Origin of the sequence: Streptomyces niveiscabiei (assembly GCF_033794345.1) — a bacterium.
In the GTDB taxonomy this organism is placed as follows: Bacteria; Actinomycetota; Actinomycetes; order Streptomycetales; family Streptomycetaceae; genus Streptomyces; species Streptomyces niveiscabiei.
Genome location: NZ_JARAYJ010000009.1, coordinates 119,937 through 141,448, shown reverse-complemented (window position 1 = coordinate 141,448; position 21,512 = coordinate 119,937). Strand labels below are relative to the sequence as shown.

Annotated in this window: 22 protein-coding genes; 10 read left to right on the top strand and 12 right to left on the bottom strand. The window is 71.5% G+C overall.

Going from position 1 to position 21,512, the window contains the following annotated elements; translation table 11 throughout:
• Nucleotides 1–2 precede the first annotated feature (2 nt).
• The 8 genes from PV682_RS15300 to PV682_RS15270 all read right to left on the bottom strand — a co-directional run bounded on the left by PV682_RS15300 (nt 3) and on the right by PV682_RS15270 (nt 5,394).
• Nucleotides 3–263, bottom strand: coding sequence for a DUF3099 domain-containing protein (locus PV682_RS15300; RefSeq protein ID WP_319729915.1), 261 nt, complete (start codon nt 261–263; stop codon nt 3–5).
• Between the two features lie 110 nt (nt 264–373).
• On the bottom strand, nt 374–661 hold the full coding sequence (locus PV682_RS15295) for a DUF1416 domain-containing protein (protein ID WP_010351646.1): 288 nt from the start codon (nt 659–661) through the stop codon (nt 374–376).
• A 37-nt stretch (nt 662–698) separates the two neighbouring features.
• The gene (locus PV682_RS15290) at nt 699–1,538 is read right to left on the bottom strand and encodes a sulfurtransferase (protein ID WP_319729906.1); all 840 of its coding nucleotides are present in this window, start codon (nt 1,536–1,538) and stop codon (nt 699–701) included.
• Nucleotides 1,539–1,659: 121 nt separating this feature from the next.
• Nucleotides 1,660–1,740 carry a putative leader peptide gene (locus tag PV682_RS44325; RefSeq protein ID WP_355879453.1) on the bottom strand — a complete coding sequence of 27 codons (81 nt, stop codon included), beginning with the start codon at nt 1,738–1,740 and terminating at the stop codon, nt 1,660–1,662.
• Between the two features lie 191 nt (nt 1,741–1,931).
• Nucleotides 1,932–2,669, bottom strand: a complete 738-nt coding sequence (locus tag PV682_RS15285) for an LmeA family phospholipid-binding protein (RefSeq protein WP_319729904.1) — start codon at nt 2,667–2,669, stop codon at nt 1,932–1,934.
• Nucleotides 2,670–2,796: 127 nt separating this feature from the next.
• A complete protein-coding gene (locus tag PV682_RS15280; protein ID WP_319729901.1) occupies nt 2,797–4,215 on the bottom strand; it encodes a hypothetical protein in 1,419 nt (472 codons plus the stop codon).
• 7 nt (nt 4,216–4,222) lie between these two features.
• Nucleotides 4,223–4,477 carry a MoaD/ThiS family protein gene (locus PV682_RS15275; protein ID WP_319729899.1) on the bottom strand — a complete coding sequence of 85 codons (255 nt, stop codon included), beginning with the start codon at nt 4,475–4,477 and terminating at the stop codon, nt 4,223–4,225.
• A 47-nt stretch (nt 4,478–4,524) separates the two neighbouring features.
• The gene (locus PV682_RS15270) at nt 4,525–5,394 is read right to left on the bottom strand and encodes an alpha/beta hydrolase (protein WP_319729897.1); all 870 of its coding nucleotides are present in this window, start codon (nt 5,392–5,394) and stop codon (nt 4,525–4,527) included.
• A 155-nt stretch (nt 5,395–5,549) separates the two neighbouring features.
• Here PV682_RS15270 and PV682_RS15265 point away from each other — a divergent pair, with 155 nt between their 5' ends.
• From PV682_RS15265 to PV682_RS15230, 8 genes are all read left to right on the top strand, one after another.
• Nucleotides 5,550–6,317, top strand: a complete 768-nt coding sequence (locus tag PV682_RS15265; RefSeq protein ID WP_055719508.1) for a winged helix-turn-helix transcriptional regulator — start codon at nt 5,550–5,552, stop codon at nt 6,315–6,317.
• An 86-nt stretch (nt 6,318–6,403) separates the two neighbouring features.
• A complete protein-coding gene (locus PV682_RS15260) occupies nt 6,404–7,426 on the top strand; it encodes a LacI family DNA-binding transcriptional regulator (RefSeq protein ID WP_319729895.1) in 1,023 nt (340 codons plus the stop codon).
• Between the two features lie 179 nt (nt 7,427–7,605).
• Nucleotides 7,606–8,727, top strand: coding sequence for a S1C family serine protease (locus tag PV682_RS15255; RefSeq protein WP_319729893.1), 1,122 nt, complete (start codon nt 7,606–7,608; stop codon nt 8,725–8,727).
• Between the two features lie 26 nt (nt 8,728–8,753).
• Nucleotides 8,754–8,933: a hypothetical protein gene (locus PV682_RS15250; RefSeq protein ID WP_319729892.1), complete on the top strand. Its 180-nt coding sequence runs from the start codon at nt 8,754–8,756 to the stop codon at nt 8,931–8,933.
• Between the two features lie 165 nt (nt 8,934–9,098).
• Nucleotides 9,099–9,833, top strand: a complete 735-nt coding sequence (locus PV682_RS15245; RefSeq protein ID WP_109362385.1) for a response regulator transcription factor — start codon at nt 9,099–9,101, stop codon at nt 9,831–9,833.
• Nucleotides 9,830–11,311: a sensor histidine kinase gene (locus PV682_RS15240; RefSeq protein ID WP_319729887.1), complete on the top strand. Its 1,482-nt coding sequence runs from the start codon at nt 9,830–9,832 to the stop codon at nt 11,309–11,311. Before PV682_RS15245 ends, PV682_RS15240 begins: the two co-directional genes overlap by 4 nt.
• Nucleotides 11,312–11,362: 51 nt before the next feature.
• A complete protein-coding gene (locus tag PV682_RS15235; protein ID WP_319729884.1) occupies nt 11,363–11,800 on the top strand; it encodes a GNAT family N-acetyltransferase in 438 nt (145 codons plus the stop codon).
• Nucleotides 11,801–11,927: 127 nt separating this feature from the next.
• On the top strand, nt 11,928–12,923 hold the full coding sequence (locus PV682_RS15230) for a glycoside hydrolase family 26 protein (RefSeq protein ID WP_319729882.1): 996 nt from the start codon (nt 11,928–11,930) through the stop codon (nt 12,921–12,923).
• 76 nt (nt 12,924–12,999) lie between these two features.
• Here the strand turns inward: PV682_RS15230 and PV682_RS15225 are convergent, their stop codons facing one another.
• The gene (locus PV682_RS15225) at nt 13,000–13,632 is read right to left on the bottom strand and encodes a hypothetical protein (RefSeq protein WP_319729880.1); all 633 of its coding nucleotides are present in this window, start codon (nt 13,630–13,632) and stop codon (nt 13,000–13,002) included.
• A gap of 199 nt (nt 13,633–13,831) precedes the next feature.
• Between PV682_RS15225 and PV682_RS15220 the strand changes: the two genes are divergently transcribed.
• On the top strand, nt 13,832–14,578 hold the full coding sequence (locus PV682_RS15220; protein WP_319729877.1) for a M23 family metallopeptidase: 747 nt from the start codon (nt 13,832–13,834) through the stop codon (nt 14,576–14,578).
• Between the two features lie 80 nt (nt 14,579–14,658).
• Here PV682_RS15220 and PV682_RS15215 read toward each other — a convergent pair whose 3' ends face one another.
• Nucleotides 14,659–15,399 (bottom strand): G1 family glutamic endopeptidase, encoded by a 741-nt coding sequence (locus PV682_RS15215; RefSeq protein ID WP_319729874.1) that lies wholly within the window; start codon nt 15,397–15,399, stop codon nt 14,659–14,661.
• Nucleotides 15,400–15,847: 448 nt separating this feature from the next.
• On the opposite strand from PV682_RS15215, the gene PV682_RS15210 reads away from it, so the two are divergent.
• Entirely contained in the window at nt 15,848–17,842 is a 1,995-nt protein-coding gene (locus PV682_RS15210; protein WP_319729872.1) for an InlB B-repeat-containing protein, read from the top strand.
• A 386-nt stretch (nt 17,843–18,228) separates the two neighbouring features.
• Here PV682_RS15210 and PV682_RS15205 read toward each other — a convergent pair whose 3' ends face one another.
• Both PV682_RS15205 and PV682_RS15200 read right to left on the bottom strand, forming a co-directional pair.
• Entirely contained in the window at nt 18,229–20,535 is a 2,307-nt protein-coding gene (locus tag PV682_RS15205; RefSeq protein ID WP_319729870.1) for a LuxR C-terminal-related transcriptional regulator, read from the bottom strand.
• A 206-nt stretch (nt 20,536–20,741) separates the two neighbouring features.
• Nucleotides 20,742–21,419 (bottom strand): DUF6445 family protein, encoded by a 678-nt coding sequence (locus tag PV682_RS15200; RefSeq protein ID WP_319729867.1) that lies wholly within the window; start codon nt 21,417–21,419, stop codon nt 20,742–20,744.
• Nucleotides 21,420–21,512 lie beyond the last annotated feature (93 nt).

Here is a 21,512-nt window from a genome sequence, read left to right as displayed (position 1 = left end):
AGCTACCGGGGTCGCTTCTTGCCGTCCAGTTCGTCCCACCACTCGTCGGACTTGGGGTCGCCCGACGGGTCGTCCCACCACCGGTCCTCGGGACCCCGCCGGTTCGCCACGATCGCCGCGAGCGGCGGGATGACCATGGCCACCACGCACATCCCCACGGCCACCGGCACCGACCAGATCCGCACGACCCCCCACGCCAGCACGAAGAGCCCGATACAGCTCCCCATCATGGCGAAGTACACGTGCCGCCGCCGTGCGTACATACCTCCAGCGTAGCCCCGCACTACCCCCGAAGCACCGCCCCTCCGGCCCCGTACGCAGAAGGGCCGTACCCCCCGAGAGGTACGGCCCTGACTCTTGCGTACGGCCCTGCTCAGACCGCGATCGCGACCTCCGCCAGCCCGCCCTGCTGGGCGACGACCGTGCGGTCGGCCGTGGCGCCGGGGACGAGGGCGCGGACGGTCCAGGTGCCTTCGGCCGCGTAGAAGCGGAACTGACCCGTGGCCGAGGTGGGGACCTCCGCCGTGAACTCGCCGGTCGAGTCCAGGAGGCGGACGTAACCGGTCACCGGCTCACCGTCGCGCGTCACCTGGCCCTGGATCGTGGTCTCACCGGGCTTGATCGTCGAGGCGTCGGGGCCGCCGGCCTTCGCTCCACACATGCTGCTACTCCAGTACTAGGTCGGGACTACCTGAGAGCTACTTGTTGGCGCCGAGCTCGATCGGGACGCCGACGAGGCTGCCGTACTCGGTCCAGGAGCCGTCGTAGTTCTTGACGTTCTCGACACCGAGCAGCTCGTGCAGCACGAACCAGGTCAGCGCGGAGCGCTCACCGATGCGGCAGTACGCGATCGTGTCCTTCGCGAGGTCGACCTGCTCCTCGGCGTACAGCGCCTTCAGCTCGTCGTCCGACTTGAAGGTGCCGTCGTCGTTCGCGTTCTTCGACCACGGGATGTTGCGCGCGGACGGGACGTGGCCCGGACGCTGCGACTGCTCCTGCGGCAGGTGCGCGGGGGCGAGCAGCTTGCCGGAGAACTCGTCGGGCGAGCGCACGTCGACGAGGTTCTGCGAGCCGATCGCGGCGACGACGTCGTCGCGGAAGGCGCGGATCGCCGTGTTCTGCGGCTTCGCCTTGTAGTCGGTGGCGGTCCGGACGGGGACCTCCTCGACCAGCTCGCGCGCGTCCAGCTCCCACTTCTTGCGGCCACCGTCGAGCAGCTTCACGTTCTCGTGGCCGTACAGCTTGAAGTACCAGTAGGCGTACGACGCGAACCAGTTGTTGTTGCCGCCGTAGAGGATCACCAGCGTGTCGTTGGCGATGCCCTTCGCGGACAGGAGCTTCTCGAAGCCCTCCTGGTCGACGAAGTCGCGGCGGACCGGGTCCTGGAGGTCCTTCGTCCAGTCGATCCGGATGGCGCCTCGGATGTGGTTCTTCTCGTACGCTGTCGTGTCCTCGTCGACCTCGACGATCGCGATGTCGGCGTTGTCGAGGTTGGCCTCGACCCAGTCGGCGTCGACCAGGACGTCGCTGCGGCTCATGCTCGTTCTCCTCCGGGGCAGTTGCGGCGGGGGTGTGCGAAGTGCGGATGCGGGCGCGCCAGTTGACCGGTCGCAAGGAGCGGGAGCGGCGCGCGATGCCCAGAAAAAGGGCCGGCGAGTTTCAGGAAGCGATACAGAGCATGGCGGCGACGCGGCACAGGTCGACTGCCCGCCGCTTCGTGAGATCCGCCTGACGCTTCATGCCGTCGATCGTAGGGACGGATCGGGCATGCTGTCACCGGTGTGTCGTATGGCGAGACGCGATCGTCCGGATACCGAGACCGATCACCCTCCAGGGGATACCCGGGTACTACCCGTCTACACCCCGGGGGGTCCCGTATCTACGGTACGGACACCCCCGTCTCGCCCCTCGGACGTAGACCCGTACGACCCCTACCCCGCGAGTCGTACGTTCGACCCCTTCACCGTGATCTCCACGCCGCTCTGCGCCGGGGTCACCTTGTCGAGCTGGATGCCGCCCGGCAGGTCCTCGATCTTCTGCTCGAAGTCGGTGATCTTGCGGGCCTCGTTCTCGGGAGCCTCTACGCCGCCGAAGCTGGGCATGTCGTCGGCGTGGACGCGGACGGTGTCGCCGTCGACGGTCACCGAGCTGAGGACGTACACCGGCTGGGGGAGCTTCGTGCCGAGCACCGTCGCCTCGACCGCGACCTTGATCTTGCCGTTGCCGCCGTCCGACAGGCCGACGACCTCGGCCTCCACGCCGTCCATGACCCGCGTCGGCTCCGACTTCGCGGCCTTCAGCAGCTCCGCGTACGAGATGCTCGCGGTGCCCGTCGCGGACGTCGCCGTCGCCGAGCTGAAGCTGGAGTCGAAGTCGACGCCCTTCATGCTGGCCTTGAGGTCGTCGATGCGGATGCTGCCGCTGCTGGTGCCGGTCGCCGCGTCGTACTGCTTGATGCCGACCTCGACGTCGTCGAGCTGTCCGCCGAGCGCCTGCGTGAGGAACGGGAAGCCCTTGATGGACACGTCGGGCGTCGCCGCGAGCCCCTCGGTCGTCCTCAGCTTGTCGGCGGCCTCGCCCTCGGCGAAGTTCACCGCCAGCCGGTCGGCGAGCACGAAGAGCCCGCCCAGGACGACGACAACGATCAGAAGTATGCGAAGGCCGCGCATTGCTGTGGTTCCCCCAGTGGGTGCTGACCGGGGTATGTGGGACCCCTGGTCCTTACGGCCACCCAAAGTAACCCGCTGGGCAAGGCTTTCCCGGAGACTGTCGAACGGTTGTGACAGTCGCCGGGGTCTAACCCAGCGCCCGGCCCAGGACGTACACCGCCGGAGCGGCCAGCGCGAGCGGCAGGGCGACGCCCGCCGTGAAGTGGACGAACCTCGACGGGTAGTCGTAGCTCGCCACCCGGTGGCCGGTCAGGGCGCAGGCCGCGGCGCCCGCGCCCACCAGGGCGCCCGCCGTGCCGACGTCCGTCATGCCGCCCACCGCGATGCCCGCGCCGGCGGCGGCCAGGAGGGAGACCACGACCGACGCCGGGGTCGGCAGCGGCAACGCGCGCGCGAGGATCGCGACGGCGACCGCCGCGGCGCCCACCGAGGTCGCGTCCGAATCGGCGCCCAGGTACCCCGTCGCGACGATCGCCAGCGCGCTGCTCGCGACCGTGGCCATCAGGCCGTACATGCGCTCGTCCGGGTCCGCGTGGGAGCGGAGCTGGAGGATCAGGCAGAGGAGGACCCAGACGCCGAGGGTGCCGAGGATCGCGGCGGGCGCGTGCTCCTTGCCGACGCCCAGCAGGACCGCGTCGGCGACCAGCGCGCCCAGGAACGCCAGCGCGATGCCCTGCCGGGCGGGCCACATCCCGTTCAGCCGGAACCAGCCCGCCGCTGTGACGCCCTGGAGCACGACGAGGGGGACCAGGAGCCCGTACACGCCCAGCGGCGCCGTACCGGCCAGCAGGAGGCCGAGGAGGGCCGTCAGCGCGGCGGGCTGCATGCCGGGCTCGATGATCGGCGAACGGCCCTCCAGGCGGGCCCGCTGCGCGTCGGTGACGCGCGCGTTGCCGGCGAGGGTGGCGGGGCCGTAGCCGGGGGCGGACGGGTCGGGAGCCGCGGCCGGGGCGGCCTGCCCGTCGCCCGCGAACTGTCCCACCGGCGCGCCGAAGGAGGGCGCGCCCTGCTCGGCGGACGCGAAGCCCTGTCCGGCGGTCCCGGCGGTACCGGCGCCCGCGTACGGACCGGCCTGCGCGTACGGCCCCTGCGCGGGCGCACCGGCCGCCGCGAACCCTCCGAAGGACGCGTCGGGGTGCCCCGCGGGCGCGTACGGACCGGCAGCCCCGGCGGACGCGTCGGCGGCGTACGCCCCGGCCCCCCGCGCGGACGCGTCAGCACCCGCGTACGGACCCTGCGCGCCGGGAGCGGGGAAACCCCCGCCGCCTTGCGCGGGCGCGCCCGGTGCCGGCTGCTGCCAGCCGTACGGGGACGGCGCGGCCTCGGGCGCGTAGGCGCCGTACGACGGCTGGGGGCCCGTCTGCGGGGGCAGGTAGGCCGTCTCCTCCGCCGGGGACTGCGTCTGGAGGGACGGCTGGGCCGTGGTCTCCCAGGTCTCGCCCTGCCACTGCTGGGCGTTGGCGTTGTCCATGGAGTCGTGGTTCGGGGCGCCCTGCTGCGGCCACGGGGTCGCGTACGGGTCGTAGGGACCCTGCTGGTCGGTCATCGGTGACTCATCCTCCTGCGAACGGCGGGAGCACCTCGACCGTGCCGCCCTCGGCCAGCCGTACCGTCTCATGCGCGCGTGTGCCGACGGGGTCACCGTCGACGAGGAAGGAGCATCGCGCCAGGACACGTACGAGTTCCCCGGGGTGTCGCTCGCGCACGCCCGCGAGGGCGCCGGCGAGGGTCGCCGCGTCGTACGCCTCCTCGGCGACGCCGGCGGCAGCCTTCGCGGCGGCCCAGTAGCGCACGGTGACCTTTGGCATCCGTTCCTCGAAACAGTGGTGAGCGATCGGCATCCGGACGTCAAAGGCTAGCCCGCCCGACTGACACCCCAGTGCGCGATGCGGGCGAGCAGGGCCTCGCTCGCGGCGTGCTCGGCGTGCCCCATGCCGGGCTCCAGCCAGAGTTCCGCGTGCCCCGGGGCGGCCTCGGCGAGGCTGCGGGGGTGGTCTAGCGGGAAGTACCCGTCCGCGTCGCCGTGGACGACGAGCAGCGGCGTCGGCGCGATCCTCGCGGCGGCCTCGACGGGCGGCAGCGGGACGGGGTTCCACTCCCGGTGGTGGATGCGCGTGCCGAAGCCGTAGCGGCCGAGGAGGCGTCCCGAGGGGCGCGTGACGAGCCAGTGCAGCCGCCGCATGGGCGCGGTGCCCCGGTAGTACCACCGCGCGGGCGCGCTGACGGAGACGACGGCGTCCGCGTCCCCGGGGTGCAGCGCGGCGTGCCGCAGGACGACGGAGCCGCCCATGGAGAACCCGACGGTCACCACGCGCGCGTGCCCGAGGGCGCGCGCCCAGTCGACGGCGGCGGCCAGGTCGAGCACCTCGCGGTCACCGACGGTGGAGCGCCCGCCGGAGGCGCCGTGCCCGCGGAACGAGAACGTGACGACGGCACCGTATCGTCGCAACGCCTCCGCCACCCGCCGCACGTGCGGACGGTCCGCCGCCCCCGTGAACCCGTGGGCGATCACGAACGCGAGGTGATCACGAGGTTGATCGAAAGTGTCGTTTTCATCGCCCCCGGGGGTGCTCATTTCGTATACAGCGAGCGGAGGATCGTATACGGAATCGATCGTCACCCCATCGGCGGTCGCCAGAAACGTCCGCATAGGTACGCGTCTGGCCGTCTCGCCATTCGGACGTACGGTGGAACGTGCCACATGACCTGCCGGACTGTCGCTCATGTCGGCTATTCTGCTGGGCAGAGGACTCGGGCAGCGAAGCCCCCGGGTCCTTTTGTGCTTTCGGAAGCGTTGTATACGAAGTGGGAAACCGCAGGTGTACAGCGGATCCACCGCGCCGCACATGTCCTCGCAGGGACCGAGGAGGAACCGGACGTATGAGTTCTCTGCTGCTCCTGACCAATGCCCTCCAGCCGTCGACGGAGGTGCTCCCGGCTCTCGGCCTGCTCCTGCACAACGTGCGGGTGGCCCCGGCGGAGGGCCCGGCCCTCGTCGACACCCCGGGCGCCGACGTCATCCTCGTCGACGGCCGCCGCGACCTCCCTCAGGTCCGCAGCCTCTGCCAGCTGCTGCGCTCGACCGGCCCCGGCTGTCCGCTCGTCCTGGTCGTCACCGAGGGCGGCCTCGCCGCCGTCACCGCCGACTGGGGCATCGACGACGTCCTGCTCGACACGGCCGGCCCGGCGGAGGTCGAGGCGCGGCTGCGGCTCGCGATGGGCCGCCAGCAGATCGTCAACGACGACTCCCCGATGGAGATCCGCAACGGCGACCTGTCGGTCGACGAGGCGACGTACAGCGCGAAGCTCAAGGGCCGCGTCCTCGACCTCACCTTCAAGGAGTTCGAGCTTCTCAAGTACCTCGCGCAGCACCCGGGCCGCGTCTTCACGCGCGCGCAGCTGCTCCAGGAGGTATGGGGGTACGACTACTTCGGGGGTACGCGCACGGTTGACGTCCACGTACGGCGCCTGCGCGCGAAGCTCGGCCCCGAGCACGAGTCGCTGATCGGGACCGTCCGGAACGTGGGTTATCGATTCGTTACGCCCGAGAAGGCGGAGCGCGCCCCCGAGGCCCCGAAGGCCGACTCCGCCCCGGCAAAGGCGGAGGAGACGGACGAGTCGGCCGTCACGGCGTCCGCCGAGGTATAGGCCCTGCTCGGACGGGGCGCGGTTACCGTCCGGTCACCTTTGCCACGCCCTGCCCGGGAGGGGTTGATCCGCGTAGACTCCGCGCCGTGGCCAAGGTGACGAGGGACGACGTAGCACGTTTGGCGGGGACCTCCACCGCCGTGGTGAGCTACGTCATCAACAACGGACCCCGGCCGGTCGCCCCGGCCACGCGCGAGCGTGTCCTCGCCGCGATCAAGGAACTGGGGTACCGGCCCGACCGCGTCGCCCAGGCCATGGCGTCCCGCCGCACCGACCTCATAGGCCTGATCGTCCCCGACGCGCGCCAGCCCTTCTTCGCGGAGATGGCGCACGCGGTGGAACAGGCCGCGTCCGACCGCGGGAAGATGGTCCTCGTCGGCAATTCGGACTACGTCGCCGAGCGCGAGGTCCACTACCTGCGGGCCTTCCTCGGGATGCGGGTCTCCGGTCTCATCCTCGTCTCGCACGCCCTCAACGACCTGGCCGCCGCCGAGATCGAGGCGTGGGACGCCCGCGTAGTCCTTCTGCACGAGCGGCCCGAGGCCATCGACGACGTCGCCGTGGTCCTCGACGACCTCACGGGCGCGCGGTCCGCCGTGACCCACCTCCTGGGGCATGGATACCCGTACGTCGCCTGTATCGGGGGTACGGCTGATACCCCAGCGGTGGGCGACCCCGTCTCCGACCACGTGGAGGGCTGGCGCCAGGCCATGGCCGAGGCCGGTCTCTCCACCGAGGGACGGCTCTTCGAGGCCCCCTACAACCGGTACGACGCGTATCGCGTCGCCCTCGGCATCCTCTCCGGGCCCGAGCGTCCCCCGGCCGTCTTCTGCTCCACCGACGACCAGGCGATCGGCGTCCTGCGCGCCGCCCGCGAGCTGCGCATCGACGTACCCGGTGAGCTGGCGGTCATCGGCTTCGACGACATCAAGGAGGCGGCGCTGGCGGACCCGCCGCTGACGACGGTCGCCTCCGACCGGCCGGCGATGGCCCGTACGGCCGTGGACCTGGTGCTGGACGACGGGCTGCGGGTGGCGGGGTCGCGGCGGGAGCGGGTGAAGGTGTTCGAGTCGCGGCTGGTGGTACGGCGGTCGTGCGGGTGCGCGTAGTAGGTACCTACCTCTCAGGTATGAGGGGCGTTCCCTCAGGTCCGGGGCGGTTTCTGAGAGTCCCCTGAGAGGCCGGGCAATTCGCCCTCGTACGCCTTTACACAGCGCGAACGACCTTCTCGGGGCGTTCTCAGCGGGCGCTCAGGAAGCTCTCATGGTCGGGGACGAAGCTTCTTTCCATGACCGAGAGCTTCCGCCGCGACGGCGAGTCCGAGAACCCGCAGAACCCGTACCAGGGCGCGCAGCAGTACGGCTCCGCCCCCGTGACCCCTTCGCCGGTGACCCCTTCGCCGGTGACCCCTTCGCCGGTGAACCCTTCGCCGGTGAACCCGGAGTGGCCGCCCCCGCCGCCGCACCAGCCGGGGTACGCCGCGCAGACGGAAGCTCCCGGACAGCCGACCGCCGTCCACGCCGCCCAGCCCGCGCCGAAGAAGCGGCGCACCCGCGGCCCGCTCGCCCTCCTCGCGGCGGTCGCGATCGTCGCGGCGGCGATCGGCGGCGGTACCGCGTACGGCATACAGGAGCTCACCCACAAGGACGACACGGTCGCCGCCGCCGCGACCAGCGTCGTACCGGCCGGCAAGAAGGGTGACGTCGCGGCCATCGCGGCGGCCGTCAGCCCGAGCATCGTCGAGGTCAAGGCGGCGCTGGGCAACGGGAGTTCGACCGGTTCCGGCGTCATCATCACGAGCGACGGCGAGATCGTCACCAACAACCACGTCATCGCCGGCGCGACCCAGATCAAGGTCTCCACGAGCGACGGCAAGACGTACACCGCGAAGGTCGTCGGCACCGACAGCAAGAAGGACCTCGCGCTGATCAAGCTGGAGGGCGCGTCCGGCCTCAAGGCCGCGTCCCTCGGCGACTCCTCCGCCGTGAACGTCGGTGACTCGGTCATCGCGATCGGCTCCCCCGAGGGGCTCACCGGTACGGTCACCAGCGGCATCGTCTCCGCGCTGAACCGCGACGTCACCGTCTCGACCGACGAGAGCCAGGGCCAGCAGCAACAGCAGGGCGGCGGTTGGCCGTTCGAGTTCGGCGGCCGGCAGTTCAACGGCGACACCGGCTCATCCACCACCACGTACAAGGCACTTCAGACGGACGCCTCCCTCAACCCCGGCAACTCCGGCGGCGCGCTCATCGACATGAACGGCAACGTCATCGGCATCAACTCCGCGATGTACTCGGCCAGTTCGTCCGACTCCTCGGACGCGGGCAGCGTGGGTCTCGGGTTCGCGATCCCGGTCAACACGGTGAAGGCGGACCTGGCGACGCTGCGGGCGGGCGGGTCGGACAGCTAGAGAAACTCTCAGTAAGGGGTTACGACATGATTCAGCAGGTCACCCACACCACCGCCCGCGCGGGCGCCGCCGACACGGCCCTCGCCCTCGCGGTCGCCGCCGCCCTCCACGAACCGGCCCCCGCGGGCCGCGCCCCCGAGGTCGCCCTGCTCAGCACGACCGCCGCGCGCCGGGCCCTGCGCAACCGGCGTCGCGCCGCGGCCTGAGCGGTCGCGTACCGCCGTACGACGCGCGGCCGGCCGCCGGACGAAACGGCCACGCCGCAGGAAGACGCCCATACGCGCCCCCAGGGAAACGTGCGAGGCTGATGCCCTGCCCCCGGCGAGGTACCACCTTTGCCGTAACCCCCCGCACCCGAGGAAACCGAGCCCATGAGCCCCGCCGAAGGCGACCGTGACATCCAGCGCATCCTGATCGTCGACGACGAGCCGGCCGTGCGTGAAGCGCTCCAGCGCAGCCTGGCCTTCGAGGGGTACGACACCGAGGTCGCCGTGGACGGCGCCGACGCGCTGGAGAAGGCGGCGGCGTACCGTCCCGACCTCGTCGTCCTCGACATCCAGATGCCCCGCATGGACGGGCTCACCGCGGCACGCCGCATCCGGGGCGCGGGCGACACGACGCCCATCCTCATGCTGACCGCGCGCGACACGGTCGGCGACCGGGTCACGGGACTCGACGCGGGCGCCGACGACTACCTCGTCAAGCCCTTCGAACTCGACGAACTCTTCGCGCGGGTACGGGCGTTGCTGCGCCGCAGCTCCTACGCGGCGCCGGCTTCCGGGCCCGCCGAGGAGGACGAGGCGCTCACGTTCGCGGACCTGCGCATGGACCTCGCGACCCGGGAGGTCACCCGTGCCGGTCGCCAAGTCGAGCTGACCCGGACCGAGTTCACGCTGCTGGAGATGTTCATGGCGCATCCGCGCCAGGTCCTCACGCGCGAGCAGATCCTCAAGGCCGTGTGGGGGTTCGACTTCGAGCCGTCGTCCAACTCCCTTGATGTGTACGTCATGTACCTCCGCCGCAAGACCGAGGCGGGTGGCGAGCCCCGCCTCGTCCACACGGTCCGGGGTGTGGGGTACGTCCTGCGCCAGGGCGGGGCCGAATGAGCAAGGTCGCCCACTGGTTCCGGACGCTGCCGATCCGGGCCAGGCTGTCGATGCTGGTCGCGGCGGCGGTGGCGTTCGCGGTGGCGGCGGTGTCGGTGACGTGCTGGTTCCTGGTGCAGGGGAAGCTGTACGAGCAGGTCGACAACGACTTGCGCAAGGCGCTGACCAGCCCACGGCTCCAGGACCAGGCCGAGAGCGCGGTCAACAACTGCACGACCAAGGTCTCGCAGGACTTCCGCCTCGGCCTGCCGAACACCTACTTCCAGGTGGTCGTGGCGAACGGCAAGGCCTGTGTGCTGCCGTACTCCCTCGGCGCGGTCAAGGTCACTCAGACGGACCGGGACGTCATCAAGAAGGGCGGCGGCGAGGGCATCTTCCACAACAGCACCGACAGCGAGGGCAACGACGTACGCGTCCTCGCGCTCCCCGGTTTCACGGTCACCGACCCCTCCACCGACACGACTTTCAGTGCCGCCCTCCTCGTGGCCCTCCCACTGAAGAACACCCAGAAGACCCTCAACGAGCTGATGCTCATCCTCCTTCTGGTGTCCGGCATCGGAGTCCTCGGCGCCGGAGCCGCCGGCCTCTTCGTCGCCCGTGCCGGGCTTCGTCCCGTCGACAAGCTCACCGAAGCCGTCGAACACGTGGCCCGTACCGAGGACTTGAACATCCGCATCCCCGTGGAGGAGGACGCGGAGGACGAAGTCGCCCGGCTGTCACGGTCGTTCAACTCGATGACCGCCTCGCTCGCCAACTCCCGTGAGCTGCAACAGCAGTTGATCGCCGACGCGGGTCACGAGCTGCGTACCCCCCTCACCTCCCTCCGGACGAACATCGAACTCCTCACCCGCAGCGAGGAGACGGGCCGCCCCATCCCGGAGGCGGACCGCAAGGCGCTGCTCGCGTCGGTGAAGGCGCAGATGACCGAACTGGCGGCGCTGATCGGGGACTTGCAGGAGCTGTCGAGGTCGGAGGGGCAGCGGGGTGAGCGCGTCCAGGTGGTCTCGCTGGAGGACACGGTGGAACACGCCCTGCGCCGAGCCCGCCTGAGGGGCCCGGAGCTGACGATCACGGCGACCCTGGAACCGTGGTTCACGAGGGCGGAACCGGCGGCGCTGGAGCGCGCGGTGGTCAACATCCTCGACAACGCGGTGAAGTTCAGCCCCGAGGGCGGGACGATCGAAGTCGCCCTGACGAACGGCACGTTGACCGTACGGGACCACGGCCCCGGCATCGCGGAGGATGAACTCCCGCACGTCTTCGACCGCTTCTGGCGCTCCCCGTCGGCCCGCGCGCTCCCGGGTTCAGGACTGGGCCTGTCGATCGTGGCCCGCACGGTCCAGCAGGCGGGCGGCGAGGTCACCCTGACCCGGGCCCACGGCGGCGGCACGATGGCGAGGCTGACCCTCCCGGGCGCCCCGGTCCCCCCGCCGGAAACCCCGGACGCCCAGGAAACCCCCACGTCAGCACCCCAGTAGTACCCCGGTAATACCCCTCCCCCACCAGAGCCACCTCGTACGATTTTCGCCATGACCGAAAAGTGGACCACCCGCCCGGCAACCCCCGCCGACCTCGAACCCCTGCTCGACATCAGGGCGAGCGCGATGCGCCCGGACCTGGAGCGCCTGGGCCGGTACGACGAGCACCGGGTGCGTCAACGAATGCGGGACGCGTACGACCCGGCGCACACGAGGATCATCGAGGTGGACGGGGTCACGGTGGGCTGCGTGGCCCTGCGCCGGGCGCCCGAGGGCGACTGGCTGGAGCACTTCTACCTCGTCCCCGACCTGCACGGCAGGGGCATCGGCGGCGGCGTCCTGCGCGAGACGCTGGCCCGCACGACGCGCACGGTCCACCTCAACGTCCTCCAGGGCAGCCCCGCCCGCCGCCTCTACGAACGGCACGGCTTCGTCCTGGACCACGAGGACGCCGTGGACGTGTACCTGACGCGCGCGCCGGCGTCGTAAGGAGCCTCGGGGGGCGGCGGAACGCCGTGGGGATTCGGGGAAATGTACGACAGGAAATCCCCGATACGAGTGGTCCGAGGGCGAGTTGGGGCGCGCGCGGGGGTGTGCGCGGCGATGATGGCACGCTGTGTCGTCTCGTGTGCGTGTCCTCTTCCTTCCGCTGCTGGCCCTGCTGCTGCTCGCGGGCCAGTCCTGCCTGCCGCTGCCGCACGGCACGGACGCGCGCCCGGCGCTGTCGGGGGCGCCGTCCCCGCGCTCGGTGAAGTTCGGCGCGTACGTCGGCTACGGCACCGACGGCATCGCGCGCCTCGCCGGGCTCGGCACGTGGCTGGGGCGCTCGGCCCCGACCGTCGGGCACGCCTATCTGCCGGGCGACCGGTGGAGCAACATCGAAGGCGCGCCCGGGTACTTGGCGCACTGGGCGAAGTGGCGGGCGGCCCGCAAGGACCGCCTCTTCGTCCTCAACGTCCCGCTCCTGGAACGCAACGAGGCCCACCTCCCCGACGCGACGGTCCGCGCCGAACTCCGCAAAGGGGCAAGGGGGTTGTACGACGCGCACTTCCGCGCGCTGGCCCGCCGGCTGGTCTCCCTCGGCCTGCGCGACACGGTGCTCGTGCTCGGCTGGGAGATGAACGGCATCACGTACACGCACCGTTGCGGCCCGGACCCGGCGGCGTGGAAGAAGTACTGGGTGCGGATCGTGAACGCGATGCGGTCGGTGCCCGGGCAGCGGTTCCGCTTCGAGTTCACCCCCAACAGGGGCCGGGACGCGATCCCTTGGCCCCGCTGCTACCCCGGCGACCGGCACGTCGACGTCATCGGCATGGACGCCTACGACGCGCCGCGCGGCATGCCGTTCACGGCGCAGCTGAACGAGCCGTACGGGCTCAGGGCGCACGTCCGCTTCGCCCGCGCGCACCGCAAGCCGATCGCGTTCCCGGAGTGGGGGCTGTACGAGAACGGCGACAACTCGGCTTACATGCGGGGCATGTTGACGTGGATGGCCCGGCAGAGGCCGCTGTACCAGACGATCAGCGACTACTGCCCGCACGGGGTGTGGCGGTGCCGGTCGAACCCCAGGTCGTCCGCCGTGTACAAGGCGTTGATGGGCAAGAAGAAGTGAACCCCCTCCGGAGTAAGCCTCTTGGGCAACTCGGGAGGGGGCTGCGTGAGATGACGGGGCGTCATATCGCCTGACGTCAGCTCGCGTTGCCGCGCCGCCGCCGTACGGCCATGAAGGACAGCGCCGCGATGCCCGCCACGGCCGCGCCGCCGAGCGCGAGTTGGGTCGTACCGAGGCCGTCGGCCTTCTGCTCGGCGGTGACGCCCTCGGGGCCGGACGCGCCGCCGGGGAGGGTGTCGAGGTCGCTGGCGCAGACGGTGGGGGCCTTGGCGCCGTCGAGGTAGGCGCAGGCGGTGCTGGCCGCGCGCAGGGCCTTCTTGTCGGTCTTCCCGAGTTCGATGCGGGCGGTGAACTCGGCCTTCGTACGGGCCTTGACGTCGGCGGTCCAGGTGATGACGCCGCTCTTGCCGACCTGGCCGCCCTCGGACGCCTCGGGGCGCCCGGCGGTCTCGGGGACGCGCTGCTCGATACGGAGGTTGCCGAGGGCCTCGCCGCCCTGGTTGTGGACGATGATCCGGTAGGCGAGCTTGTCGCCGGCCGCCGCCTTGTCGACGCCGTCCGAGATCTCGATGGACATCGGGGGCGCCGCCTTCTCCCCGGCCTCCTTGTCGGGGCCGTCGGCGACCGCGGCGGTGACCGGCTGGAGCAGGGCGAGGCAGACGGCGGCCGGGACGAGGGCGATCCGGGACAGGCGCAGACCAGAGGTCACGGTGGGGGGTCCTTTCCGTACGGGCACGGGGTCATGCCAGCACGGGCCGTGCGCGGGCCGGGCCCGACATTCCGATGATCACGCCCGCTTGGGTCACGGGTATGACGCCATCCGGGGGAACGGCCGGGCAACCCGTCTGTCGTACCTCTCAGGAGCTCCATCCGGCCTAGATGATCCGATAATGCTACGAAAACAGCGCATGCGTTCCCACCGCCTCGGCGCCGCGCTCGGAGCGGTCCTGCTGGTCGCCCTCACCGCCGCGCCCGCCGGAGCCGGCGAGCCCTTCCGCGACCGCGCCGCACGCCTCGTCCAGGAGCACGAACGGGCGCGCGCCCAGGTCGACTCGCTGCGCCGGGCGGACGCGGCGCCGCAGCGGATCCGGGCCGCCGAGCGCCGCCGTACGACGCTCCGCAACCGGTTGTGGAACATGCTGCGGGCGCACGAGCGCGCCCTCGGCGACCCCGTGGCGGTCAACCCCTCGGGGAAGGGCGCGGGGTGTCCCCGGGGACGCGCGACGGTCGCGCCGCGCACGGTCTCCCGGTGGACGGCGCCGGCCCGTGGCTACTGGCTCTCCGCCGGGTACGCCGCGCGGGGCAGCCGCTGGCAGAACCGGCACACCGGGCAGGACTTCGCGGTCGGCACGGGTACGCCCGTGTACGCGGTCGGCGCGGGCGAGATCCGCGTCACCACCTGCGGTGACGGCTTCGGCAACCAGATCCTGGTCCGCCACCGGGACGGCTACTTCACGCAGTACGCCCACCTCTCGCGCATCGACGTCCGCAAGGGCCAGCGGGTGGCCGCCGGGCAGCGCATCGGGCTGTCGGGGGCGTCCGGCAACGTGACCGGGCCGCATCTGCACTTCGAGGTGCGGATCACCCCGTACCTGGGGTCGGCGGTGCCGCCGCTGCCGTGGCTGAAGCGGAAGTCGGTACGGGTAGTGCGGTAGCTCTCCGGAGGGACGCCCCGCGCGAGGACGGCGCGGGGCGTACTTCCCGGGGTCTACCCGGGTAACTCTCCGGTAGGGGGTCAGCCCGGGTGGATCACCGCGTCGCGGGCCACCGCCCGCATCTGGGTCTTCTTCGTCGGCGTCAGCAGCGTGCTCGTACCGCTGGTCGTCGTGTTGACGCAGACGCCGCCGAACTGGGCGGAGTACAGGTAGTACTCCTTGGAGAAGTTCGTGAACGGCTTCCCGTCGACGAGGACGTTGTCGTAGCGGACGCCGTTGGTGACGGCCGCGCCCCAGTCGTGGATCTCGGTGACGACCTCGACCTGGGTGCCGGTGGGCGGGCCGGTGACGTGGACGGTCTGCCACCAGTTGCGGGTGACGTTCTTGATGTACATCTCGTAGTCCTGCGAGTTCTTCGGCGTCCTGATGCTCGCCTGGATGACGTCGCCGGGGCCGACCGCGCGCTTGGCGTAGACGAAGTTCGCCGGGAACTGCTCCCACCAGGCGTAGTACGTCGCCTTCCCGCCGGCGCACTCGACGCTCGTGCCGATCTGGTTCAGCGGGTCCTTCCAACTGTCGCCGCTGCCGAAGCCCACCCACTGGTCGGTGAGGCCGTTCGGGTTGCCGGTCACCGAGGTGCAGTCGGCGGTCGGGACCTTCCACTGCGCGCTGACGCTGGTGTGGGCGCCGTTCAGCTGGAAGCCGGTCCAGTTGCCCTGGGGCGCGGTGCAGGCGGCGGCCTCGGCGAAGGCGGGGCCCGTCATCATCAGGGCCGAACAGGAGAGCGAGCCGAGGACGGCGAGCCGTCGTTTTGTACGCATACGGCGATGATCAAGTCCGCTCCGCGCGGCCCCGCTCCGCCACTCCGGAGGCTGAGCCGCACGGGTGCGCGATTTCCCCCGGCCTGACGGGTGAACGCGAGGATCACTCACGGGTGATTCCGGGGAGCCGTGCGCGCGGGGCGCCCGCGGGACCGGTCACACCTCCGGGGGAGGGGAGCGGGACAGCGTCCGGGGGCGATCAGGAAGGCAGTGCATGACCATCCGTCCGATCCGACTCAGACCCCGTACTTCCGGGGTACGACCCGATACTTCCGGGGTACGGCCCGATGCCTCCGGGGTACGGGCCCGCCGCTGGGCGGCCTGTGCGGCTCTGGGCGCCGTGGCACTCGGCGCGGCGGGTCTCACGCCGGCCTCCGCGCAGGGGCGTAGCTCTCAGGTCTCATCAACCTTCGGAGCTACGGCGGATACGGCGGCCGGGGTGACAGGGGTGGCTGCCGACCCTGCGGACGCCTTCACCCCCGAGGTCCCCGGTACCCCCCGTACCACCACCCCCCGGGCCGCCTCCTCCACCTCCTCCACCCCCGGCACCCCCGGCACCGCCGTGCGCCAACGCACCGGCACCGTCCGGGACAGCGGCCTCGCGCCGATCTGCGAGCCGCCGCGGCCGGGCCGCGAGGTCCGTTTCCCGCTCTTCGGCGACGTCCTCGTGAAAGCCGTGGAGACCGGCCGCGAGACGGTCGACGGGAACCTCGTCTGGCACGGCGAGGTCCCCGGCACCACGGACCAGACGGTCCTCGTCACCCTGGCCGGCGGCTGCGACACCAAGCCGGGCAACGAGTACCTGGGCGCCCAGTTCGCCCTGGGCGGCGCCCTGTTCGACATCAGCGCGATCGGCCCCGGGAAGGTCCTGATCTCCGAGACGACGCCCCTGGTCGACGAGCACGAGCCCCACGCCGTCCCGCCCCGTGGCGCAACCCCCTTGCCCGGACCGGGAGTTCGGGCCCGCAAGGCGCCCAGGGCGAAGTGCAAGGGCGGCGCGGGCATCGCGACCGTGGACACGCTGGTCGCCTACACCCCGAAGGCCAGGGCCGAGGCGGGCGGTGAGGCCCAGATCCGCGCGCAGGTCGTGAAGGGGGTCTCGCTGGCCAACGAGGCGTTCGCGGTGAGCGGCATCAAGGTCCGGCTGCGGCTGGTGTTCACGACGCCGGTCGACGTGCCGGCGGCGTACGACACGGTGTCCAGCGCCTCGCTGGCCGCGTTCGCGAAGAAGGGCGACGGGGTCGCCGACACGCTGCCCGCGCTGCGCGACAAGTACGGCGCGGACCAGGTCAGCGTGATCGCCGGGGGCACGGCGGCGGGCGGCATCGGATACATTCCGGCGCCGCCGGGGCCGTCCTGGTCGGAGTGGACGTACACGGTCGTCGCCCAGTCGGCGATCGCGAGTTACTCCTTCGGCCACGAGATCGGCCACAACCTCGGCTCCAACCACGACTGGACGACCGACCCGAAGCAGCCCGACAACGGGGCGAGCGGCTACTTCCCCGCGAAGGGCGAGTTCTCGACGCTGATGGCGTACGAATCGAGCTGCCGCACGGCGACGAAGGGCGCCTGCGGGCGGGTCAACCGGTTCTCCAACTCCCATCAGAAATACCGGGGGTTGATGCTCGGCAAGCCGATGACGCAGATCGACTCGGCGGACTCGGCGGCCGTCCTCGGCACCAACGGCAAGGCGGTCGCGGCGTACCGCAAGGCCGTCACGGACGACTCGCTGTGCGGCGTCACCGCGTCCGTCTCCCCGGCCGCCTCCGGCACGGTCACGCCCGGGACGCCGGGCCCGTACGCGCAGGGTGCGACGGTCTATTTCACGGCGACCCCCGCCAAGGGGTACGTCTTCGACCACTGGATGCTCGACGGCAAGCAACAGGCGTCCAAGGCGACGCGGTTCGCGGTCACGACCGCCAACGACCGTACGCTGCAAGCGGTGTTCAAGAAGGGTGCGACGCCCACGGCGAAGGTGACGACGAAGAAGTCCGGCAGCGGGATGGTCAGGGCGAGGGCGACGAAGAAGTCCCGCGCCGCCGAAGACCTCCTCGTGGGCGCCGAGTTGCTGTACGAGGCCGTCCCCTCGGCGGGCTGGAGCTTCGCCGGGTGGAAGCTGAGCGGCGGCTCGCACGCGGGTGACCTCTCGCTCGTCGGCGTCCGGGTCGGCGAGACGGACCAGGGTCTGGAAGCGGTCTTCGCCCGGCAGCAGTACACCCTCGGACTCTGCCCGCACGGCCACGGCACGCTCACGGCGTCCCGCCCCGGCAAGTACGCCGCCGGCGACACCGCGATCGTGACCGCGAAGCCCGCCAAGGACCATGTCCTGGCAGGGTGGTTGCTCGACGGGAAGCCGTACGCGGGCAGCCCCGGCGGCGAGGCCCTCGTCAGCTTCACCGACGGCCATCACCACACCCTGACGGCCAAGTTCCGCAAGAAGTAGGCGAGTTGCCCAACTCCCCTGCTGTATCAACGCCGTTGAGTGGGACGGCGTGCCGTACGGGTGACGTACGGCGCCGCCGAACGGGAGGCCGGTGTGCTCCCGTCGGGCGGCGCCGGGGTGGGGCTGCCCCGCCGACCAGGGGCAGCCCCGCTTGTCGCCGCCGAGGGGAGGCGCGGTGCCGGGTGCCATGCCATGACAGTGGCCGTGGGGGTCCAGCCTGTCCGACCCGGCGCCTCCCGTCCCCGGGGCGGCACGACCAGACTCCCGTACCGGAGGGCGCGGGCGCAGTCCGGGGCGGGAAGATCCGTACACCTAGCCGCCGGTCGGGGCGGATTGCCGTATGCGTACGTACCCCTAGTGGACCCGCCTCGTCATACCCGTAGTCCTCAGGGTCCGACGGTCGTCGGGATCTCCGTCCTCGACGTGATGCCGAGCTTCGCCAGGATGTGCTCGACGTGCGCGTCCACGGTCCGCTTGGAGATGACGAGGCGTTCGGCGATCTCCCGGTTGGACAGGCCCTGGGCGACCAGGGTGGCGACCTCGCGCTCCCGGCGGGTGAGGGCGTCCAGGGAGCGGTGGCCGTCGAGGGTATGACGGGTATGGGGGGTACGACGGTCGGCGGGGGGATCGGCGGGGAGGGGTACGTCGGCGTCCGCGCGGACCGCCTCCAGCACCTCGCGCCCCGACAGCCGCGCCCCGATCTCCCGCCAGCGCTCGAACGCCTCGCTCCCGAGGGCGGCCCGCACCGACTTCTGGACGGCCTCCTGCTCCTCCAGCAGGCGCGGCAGGAGCGTGACGGGGTCGCCGCCGAGGCGCCGGGCGTGTTCGGCGTACCCCATCAACCAGCAGGCGCGCACGGGGCGTTGGTGCTGCTCGGCGTGCCAGGACAGGCCGAGGCAGGCGAGCGCGGCGACCAGGATCTCCCCTATCTCCGCGGCGGCTTCGAGGCCGAGGCGGAAGCACTCGACGGCCTCGGCGTGCTCCCCGGCGAGGTGGAGGATGAGCCCCTTCGTGGCGACGGTCGAGGCGTACAGCTGCCGTTCGCCGCACCCTTCGAGGTAGGACATACCCGTCTCGCACAGGTCCAGCGCGCCCTTGGTGTCCCCGAACACGGCCCGCAGCAGGGCGGCTTCGTAGTGGATGACGCCGATCGCGAGGCCGTCCCCGGAGTCGAGGATGCGCCGCCGGGCCACCTCGACCTCGGCGAGCCCCTGTTCGACGGCGCCACCGAACGCGGTCATGGCTCCCAGGTATCCCTCGGCGGAGAGGACCACCCGCTCCGCGCCGCACCTGCGGGCCACGTCGTACGCCTGGGGGAAGCGGTCGAGGGAGGTCTCCAGGTCGCCCGCCCACACCCCGAAGATGCCGGTCATCAGCAGGCCCCAGGCCCGCTCGGGGCAGTCCTGCGGGGTGAGTCCGAGACCCTTGTCGATCCAGTGGTGGCCCTCGGAGAGGGTGCCGGCGGCCCGCCAGTACGGCCCGAGCCGCGCCGCCAGCCACAGCGCCTCCACGCCCCGGCCCTCCGCCGCGCAGCCGTACTCCAGGGCGGCCCGGACGTCGGCGACGTTCTCGCGGACGGCGCGGTGCAGGGCGACCTGCGCGGGGCTGAGGAACTCGTCCCAGAACCGGCCCACCAGACGTTCGTAGTGCGTGAAGTGCCGTTGTTTCACGGCCTCTTGGTCGGCGGCGGTGAGGCGTCCGGCGCCGTACTCGCGGATCGTGTCGAGGAGGCGGTAGCGCCCGCCGTCCTCGCCGATGCGCTGCACGACGGACTTGTCCACCAGGCCGATCAGCGCCTCCACGACCTCGCCGGGCGGCAACTCGCCGTCGCCGCACACCTGTTCGGCCGAGGTCAGCTCGAACGACCCGGCGAACACGGAGAGTCGGGCCCACAGCAGGCGTTCGTGCGGGGTGCACAGGTCGTACGACCAGTCGATGGCCGTCCGCAGTGTCTGATGGCGCGTCAGGGACGTGCGGCGGCCTCCGGTCAGCACCTCGAAGCGCTGGTCGAGCCGTGCGACCAGCTCCGCGAGGGGGACCGCGCGCAGGCGTACGGCGGCGAGTTCGAGGGCGAGCGGCATGCCGTCGAGGCGGTCGACGAGGGCGAGGGTGCGCTCGCGGTCGCCCTCGTCGAGGAGCACGCCGCCGTTCACGGCCGCCGCGCGCTGCACGAACAGGTCGACCGCGTCCTGCCTGCTCAGCGGGGTGATGGGGACGCAGTGCTCACCGGGTACGTCCAGCGGCTGACGGCTGGTCGCCAGCACGCTGAGGCTCGGGGCCTCGCGCAGGAGGATGTCGCAGAGCATCGCGCAGGCGTCGACGAGGTGTTCGCAGGTGTCGAGGACCAGCAGGACGCGGCGGTCGCGGAGGTGTTCGACGACCGCGTCCAGCGGGCTCATGCCGGGCTGCTCCGGCAGTTCGAGGACGCCGGCGAGGGTGGCGGGCACCAACTCCGGGTCGCGCAGGGCCGACAGCTCGATCAGGCGGACGCCGTCGGCGAACCGCGCCGCCGAGGCGCCGGCCGCGCGCAGCGCCGTACGGCTCTTGCCGACGCCGCCGGGGCCGACCAGTGTCACCAGCCTGGCGCGGCCCAACGCGTCGCGCAGCAGCGCCAGTTCCTCCGCCCTGCCCACGAAGCTCGTGAGTTCCACCGGCAGTTGACCGCCCCGCCGCTGTCCGAAGCCGAATCCCATCTGTCCCCCGTGCTCGCGTCGGCCGTCGCCACCCTGTCACCCATCACAGCGTAAGCACACTGCTGCCGAGCGTGAATGGCGCGAGGAGGCGTAGGTATCACTCGGCCTGGGGACGGGGATCGAAAACGTGCGCGAGGGGTGAAAGGGGAGGGAGGAGTGGGGTGTTGGGAGGGGTGGGTGCCGGAGGGGGCTTCCTTGCGGGGCGCTCAGGCCATCCAGAAGAAGACCGCCGTCATGCGCTTGTCCTCCAGGGTCGTCCCGCAGTAACCCGTCGCGCTGTGCACGAGGTTGGCGTTGTAGAGGAGGAGGCGGTTGTACTTGTGGGGGACGCGTACGTCCTCCTCGAAGGCGTCGGGGGCGACGAAGCGGGTGCCGAGGGCGTCGACGAGGTTGTTGTGGGGGGCCTGGACGACGTTGCCGCCGAGCCGGCCGCCGGGCAGGGACTGGCGGTAGAACGCCGTACCGCAGTCCTTGGGAGCTACGGGGTTGAGGTACAGGACGGCCGCGTACCGGCACAGCGACCGCGAGTCGGTGTGCGGCCGGGGCTCGCTCTCGCCCTCCCCGACGACCTGCACGCAGTTGTGGTTGAGGGTGCCGCCGCCGGGCGCCTCCTGCACCCACAGCTTCCTCGCCCCGGTCGCCCGCATCACCAGCCGTTCCACGCGGGCGAGTTCACCGGGCCGGAGCCCCGGCATGGCCCGTAGCCCCGGCCAGGTCTCGGAGGTGTACGGGTACCCCCTGACCCAGTCCTCGTGGGCGAGGCACCGTTCCCGTACGGCGTCCACCTCAGGTATGACGTCGTCGATCACCCAGTAGTCCCGGCCCTTGGTCGGCTTCCGGTAGGGCAGTACGGGCAGCTGCGGCGCGCGTGGCTGTGGGGGCATGCGGCGAATGTAAGACCGAGGTAAGCAAGTGCTCGCCCACGGTTTGCCCAAACCCGGCCCAAGAAACTTTTTGCCACCCCGGTGAGTCGCGGA

What these genes read in the sequence shown, in the direction of transcription:
- PV682_RS15300 (WP_319729915.1), bottom strand. Translation starts at nt 263, where the DNA reads ATGTACGCACGGCGGCGGCACGTGTACTTCGCCATGATGGGGAGCTGT.
- PV682_RS15295 (WP_010351646.1), bottom strand. Translation starts at nt 661, where the DNA reads ATGTGTGGAGCGAAGGCCGGCGGCCCCGACGCCTCGACGATCAAGCCC.
- PV682_RS15290 (WP_319729906.1), bottom strand. Translation starts at nt 1,538, where the DNA reads ATGAGCCGCAGCGACGTCCTGGTCGACGCCGACTGGGTCGAGGCCAAC.
- PV682_RS44325 (WP_355879453.1), bottom strand. Translation starts at nt 1,740, where the DNA reads ATGAAGCGTCAGGCGGATCTCACGAAGCGGCGGGCAGTCGACCTGTGC.
- PV682_RS15285 (WP_319729904.1), bottom strand. Translation starts at nt 2,669, where the DNA reads ATGCGCGGCCTTCGCATACTTCTGATCGTTGTCGTCGTCCTGGGCGGG.
- PV682_RS15280 (WP_319729901.1), bottom strand. Translation starts at nt 4,215, where the DNA reads ATGACCGACCAGCAGGGTCCCTACGACCCGTACGCGACCCCGTGGCCG.
- PV682_RS15275 (WP_319729899.1), bottom strand. Translation starts at nt 4,477, where the DNA reads ATGCCAAAGGTCACCGTGCGCTACTGGGCCGCCGCGAAGGCTGCCGCC.
- PV682_RS15270 (WP_319729897.1), bottom strand. Translation starts at nt 5,394, where the DNA reads ATGAGCGACAGTCCGGCAGGTCATGTGGCACGTTCCACCGTACGTCCG.
- PV682_RS15265 (WP_055719508.1), top strand. Translation starts at nt 5,550, where the DNA reads ATGAGTTCTCTGCTGCTCCTGACCAATGCCCTCCAGCCGTCGACGGAG.
- PV682_RS15255 (WP_319729893.1), top strand. Translation starts at nt 7,606, where the DNA reads ATGACCGAGAGCTTCCGCCGCGACGGCGAGTCCGAGAACCCGCAGAAC.
- PV682_RS15250 (WP_319729892.1), top strand. Translation starts at nt 8,754, where the DNA reads ATGATTCAGCAGGTCACCCACACCACCGCCCGCGCGGGCGCCGCCGAC.
- PV682_RS15245 (WP_109362385.1), top strand. Translation starts at nt 9,099, where the DNA reads ATGAGCCCCGCCGAAGGCGACCGTGACATCCAGCGCATCCTGATCGTC.
- PV682_RS15240 (WP_319729887.1), top strand. Translation starts at nt 9,830, where the DNA reads ATGAGCAAGGTCGCCCACTGGTTCCGGACGCTGCCGATCCGGGCCAGG.
- PV682_RS15235 (WP_319729884.1), top strand. Translation starts at nt 11,363, where the DNA reads ATGACCGAAAAGTGGACCACCCGCCCGGCAACCCCCGCCGACCTCGAA.
- PV682_RS15220 (WP_319729877.1), top strand. Translation starts at nt 13,832, where the DNA reads ATGCGTTCCCACCGCCTCGGCGCCGCGCTCGGAGCGGTCCTGCTGGTC.
- PV682_RS15215 (WP_319729874.1), bottom strand. Translation starts at nt 15,399, where the DNA reads ATGCGTACAAAACGACGGCTCGCCGTCCTCGGCTCGCTCTCCTGTTCG.
- PV682_RS15205 (WP_319729870.1), bottom strand. Translation starts at nt 20,535, where the DNA reads ATGGGATTCGGCTTCGGACAGCGGCGGGGCGGTCAACTGCCGGTGGAA.
- PV682_RS15200 (WP_319729867.1), bottom strand. Translation starts at nt 21,419, where the DNA reads ATGCCCCCACAGCCACGCGCGCCGCAGCTGCCCGTACTGCCCTACCGG.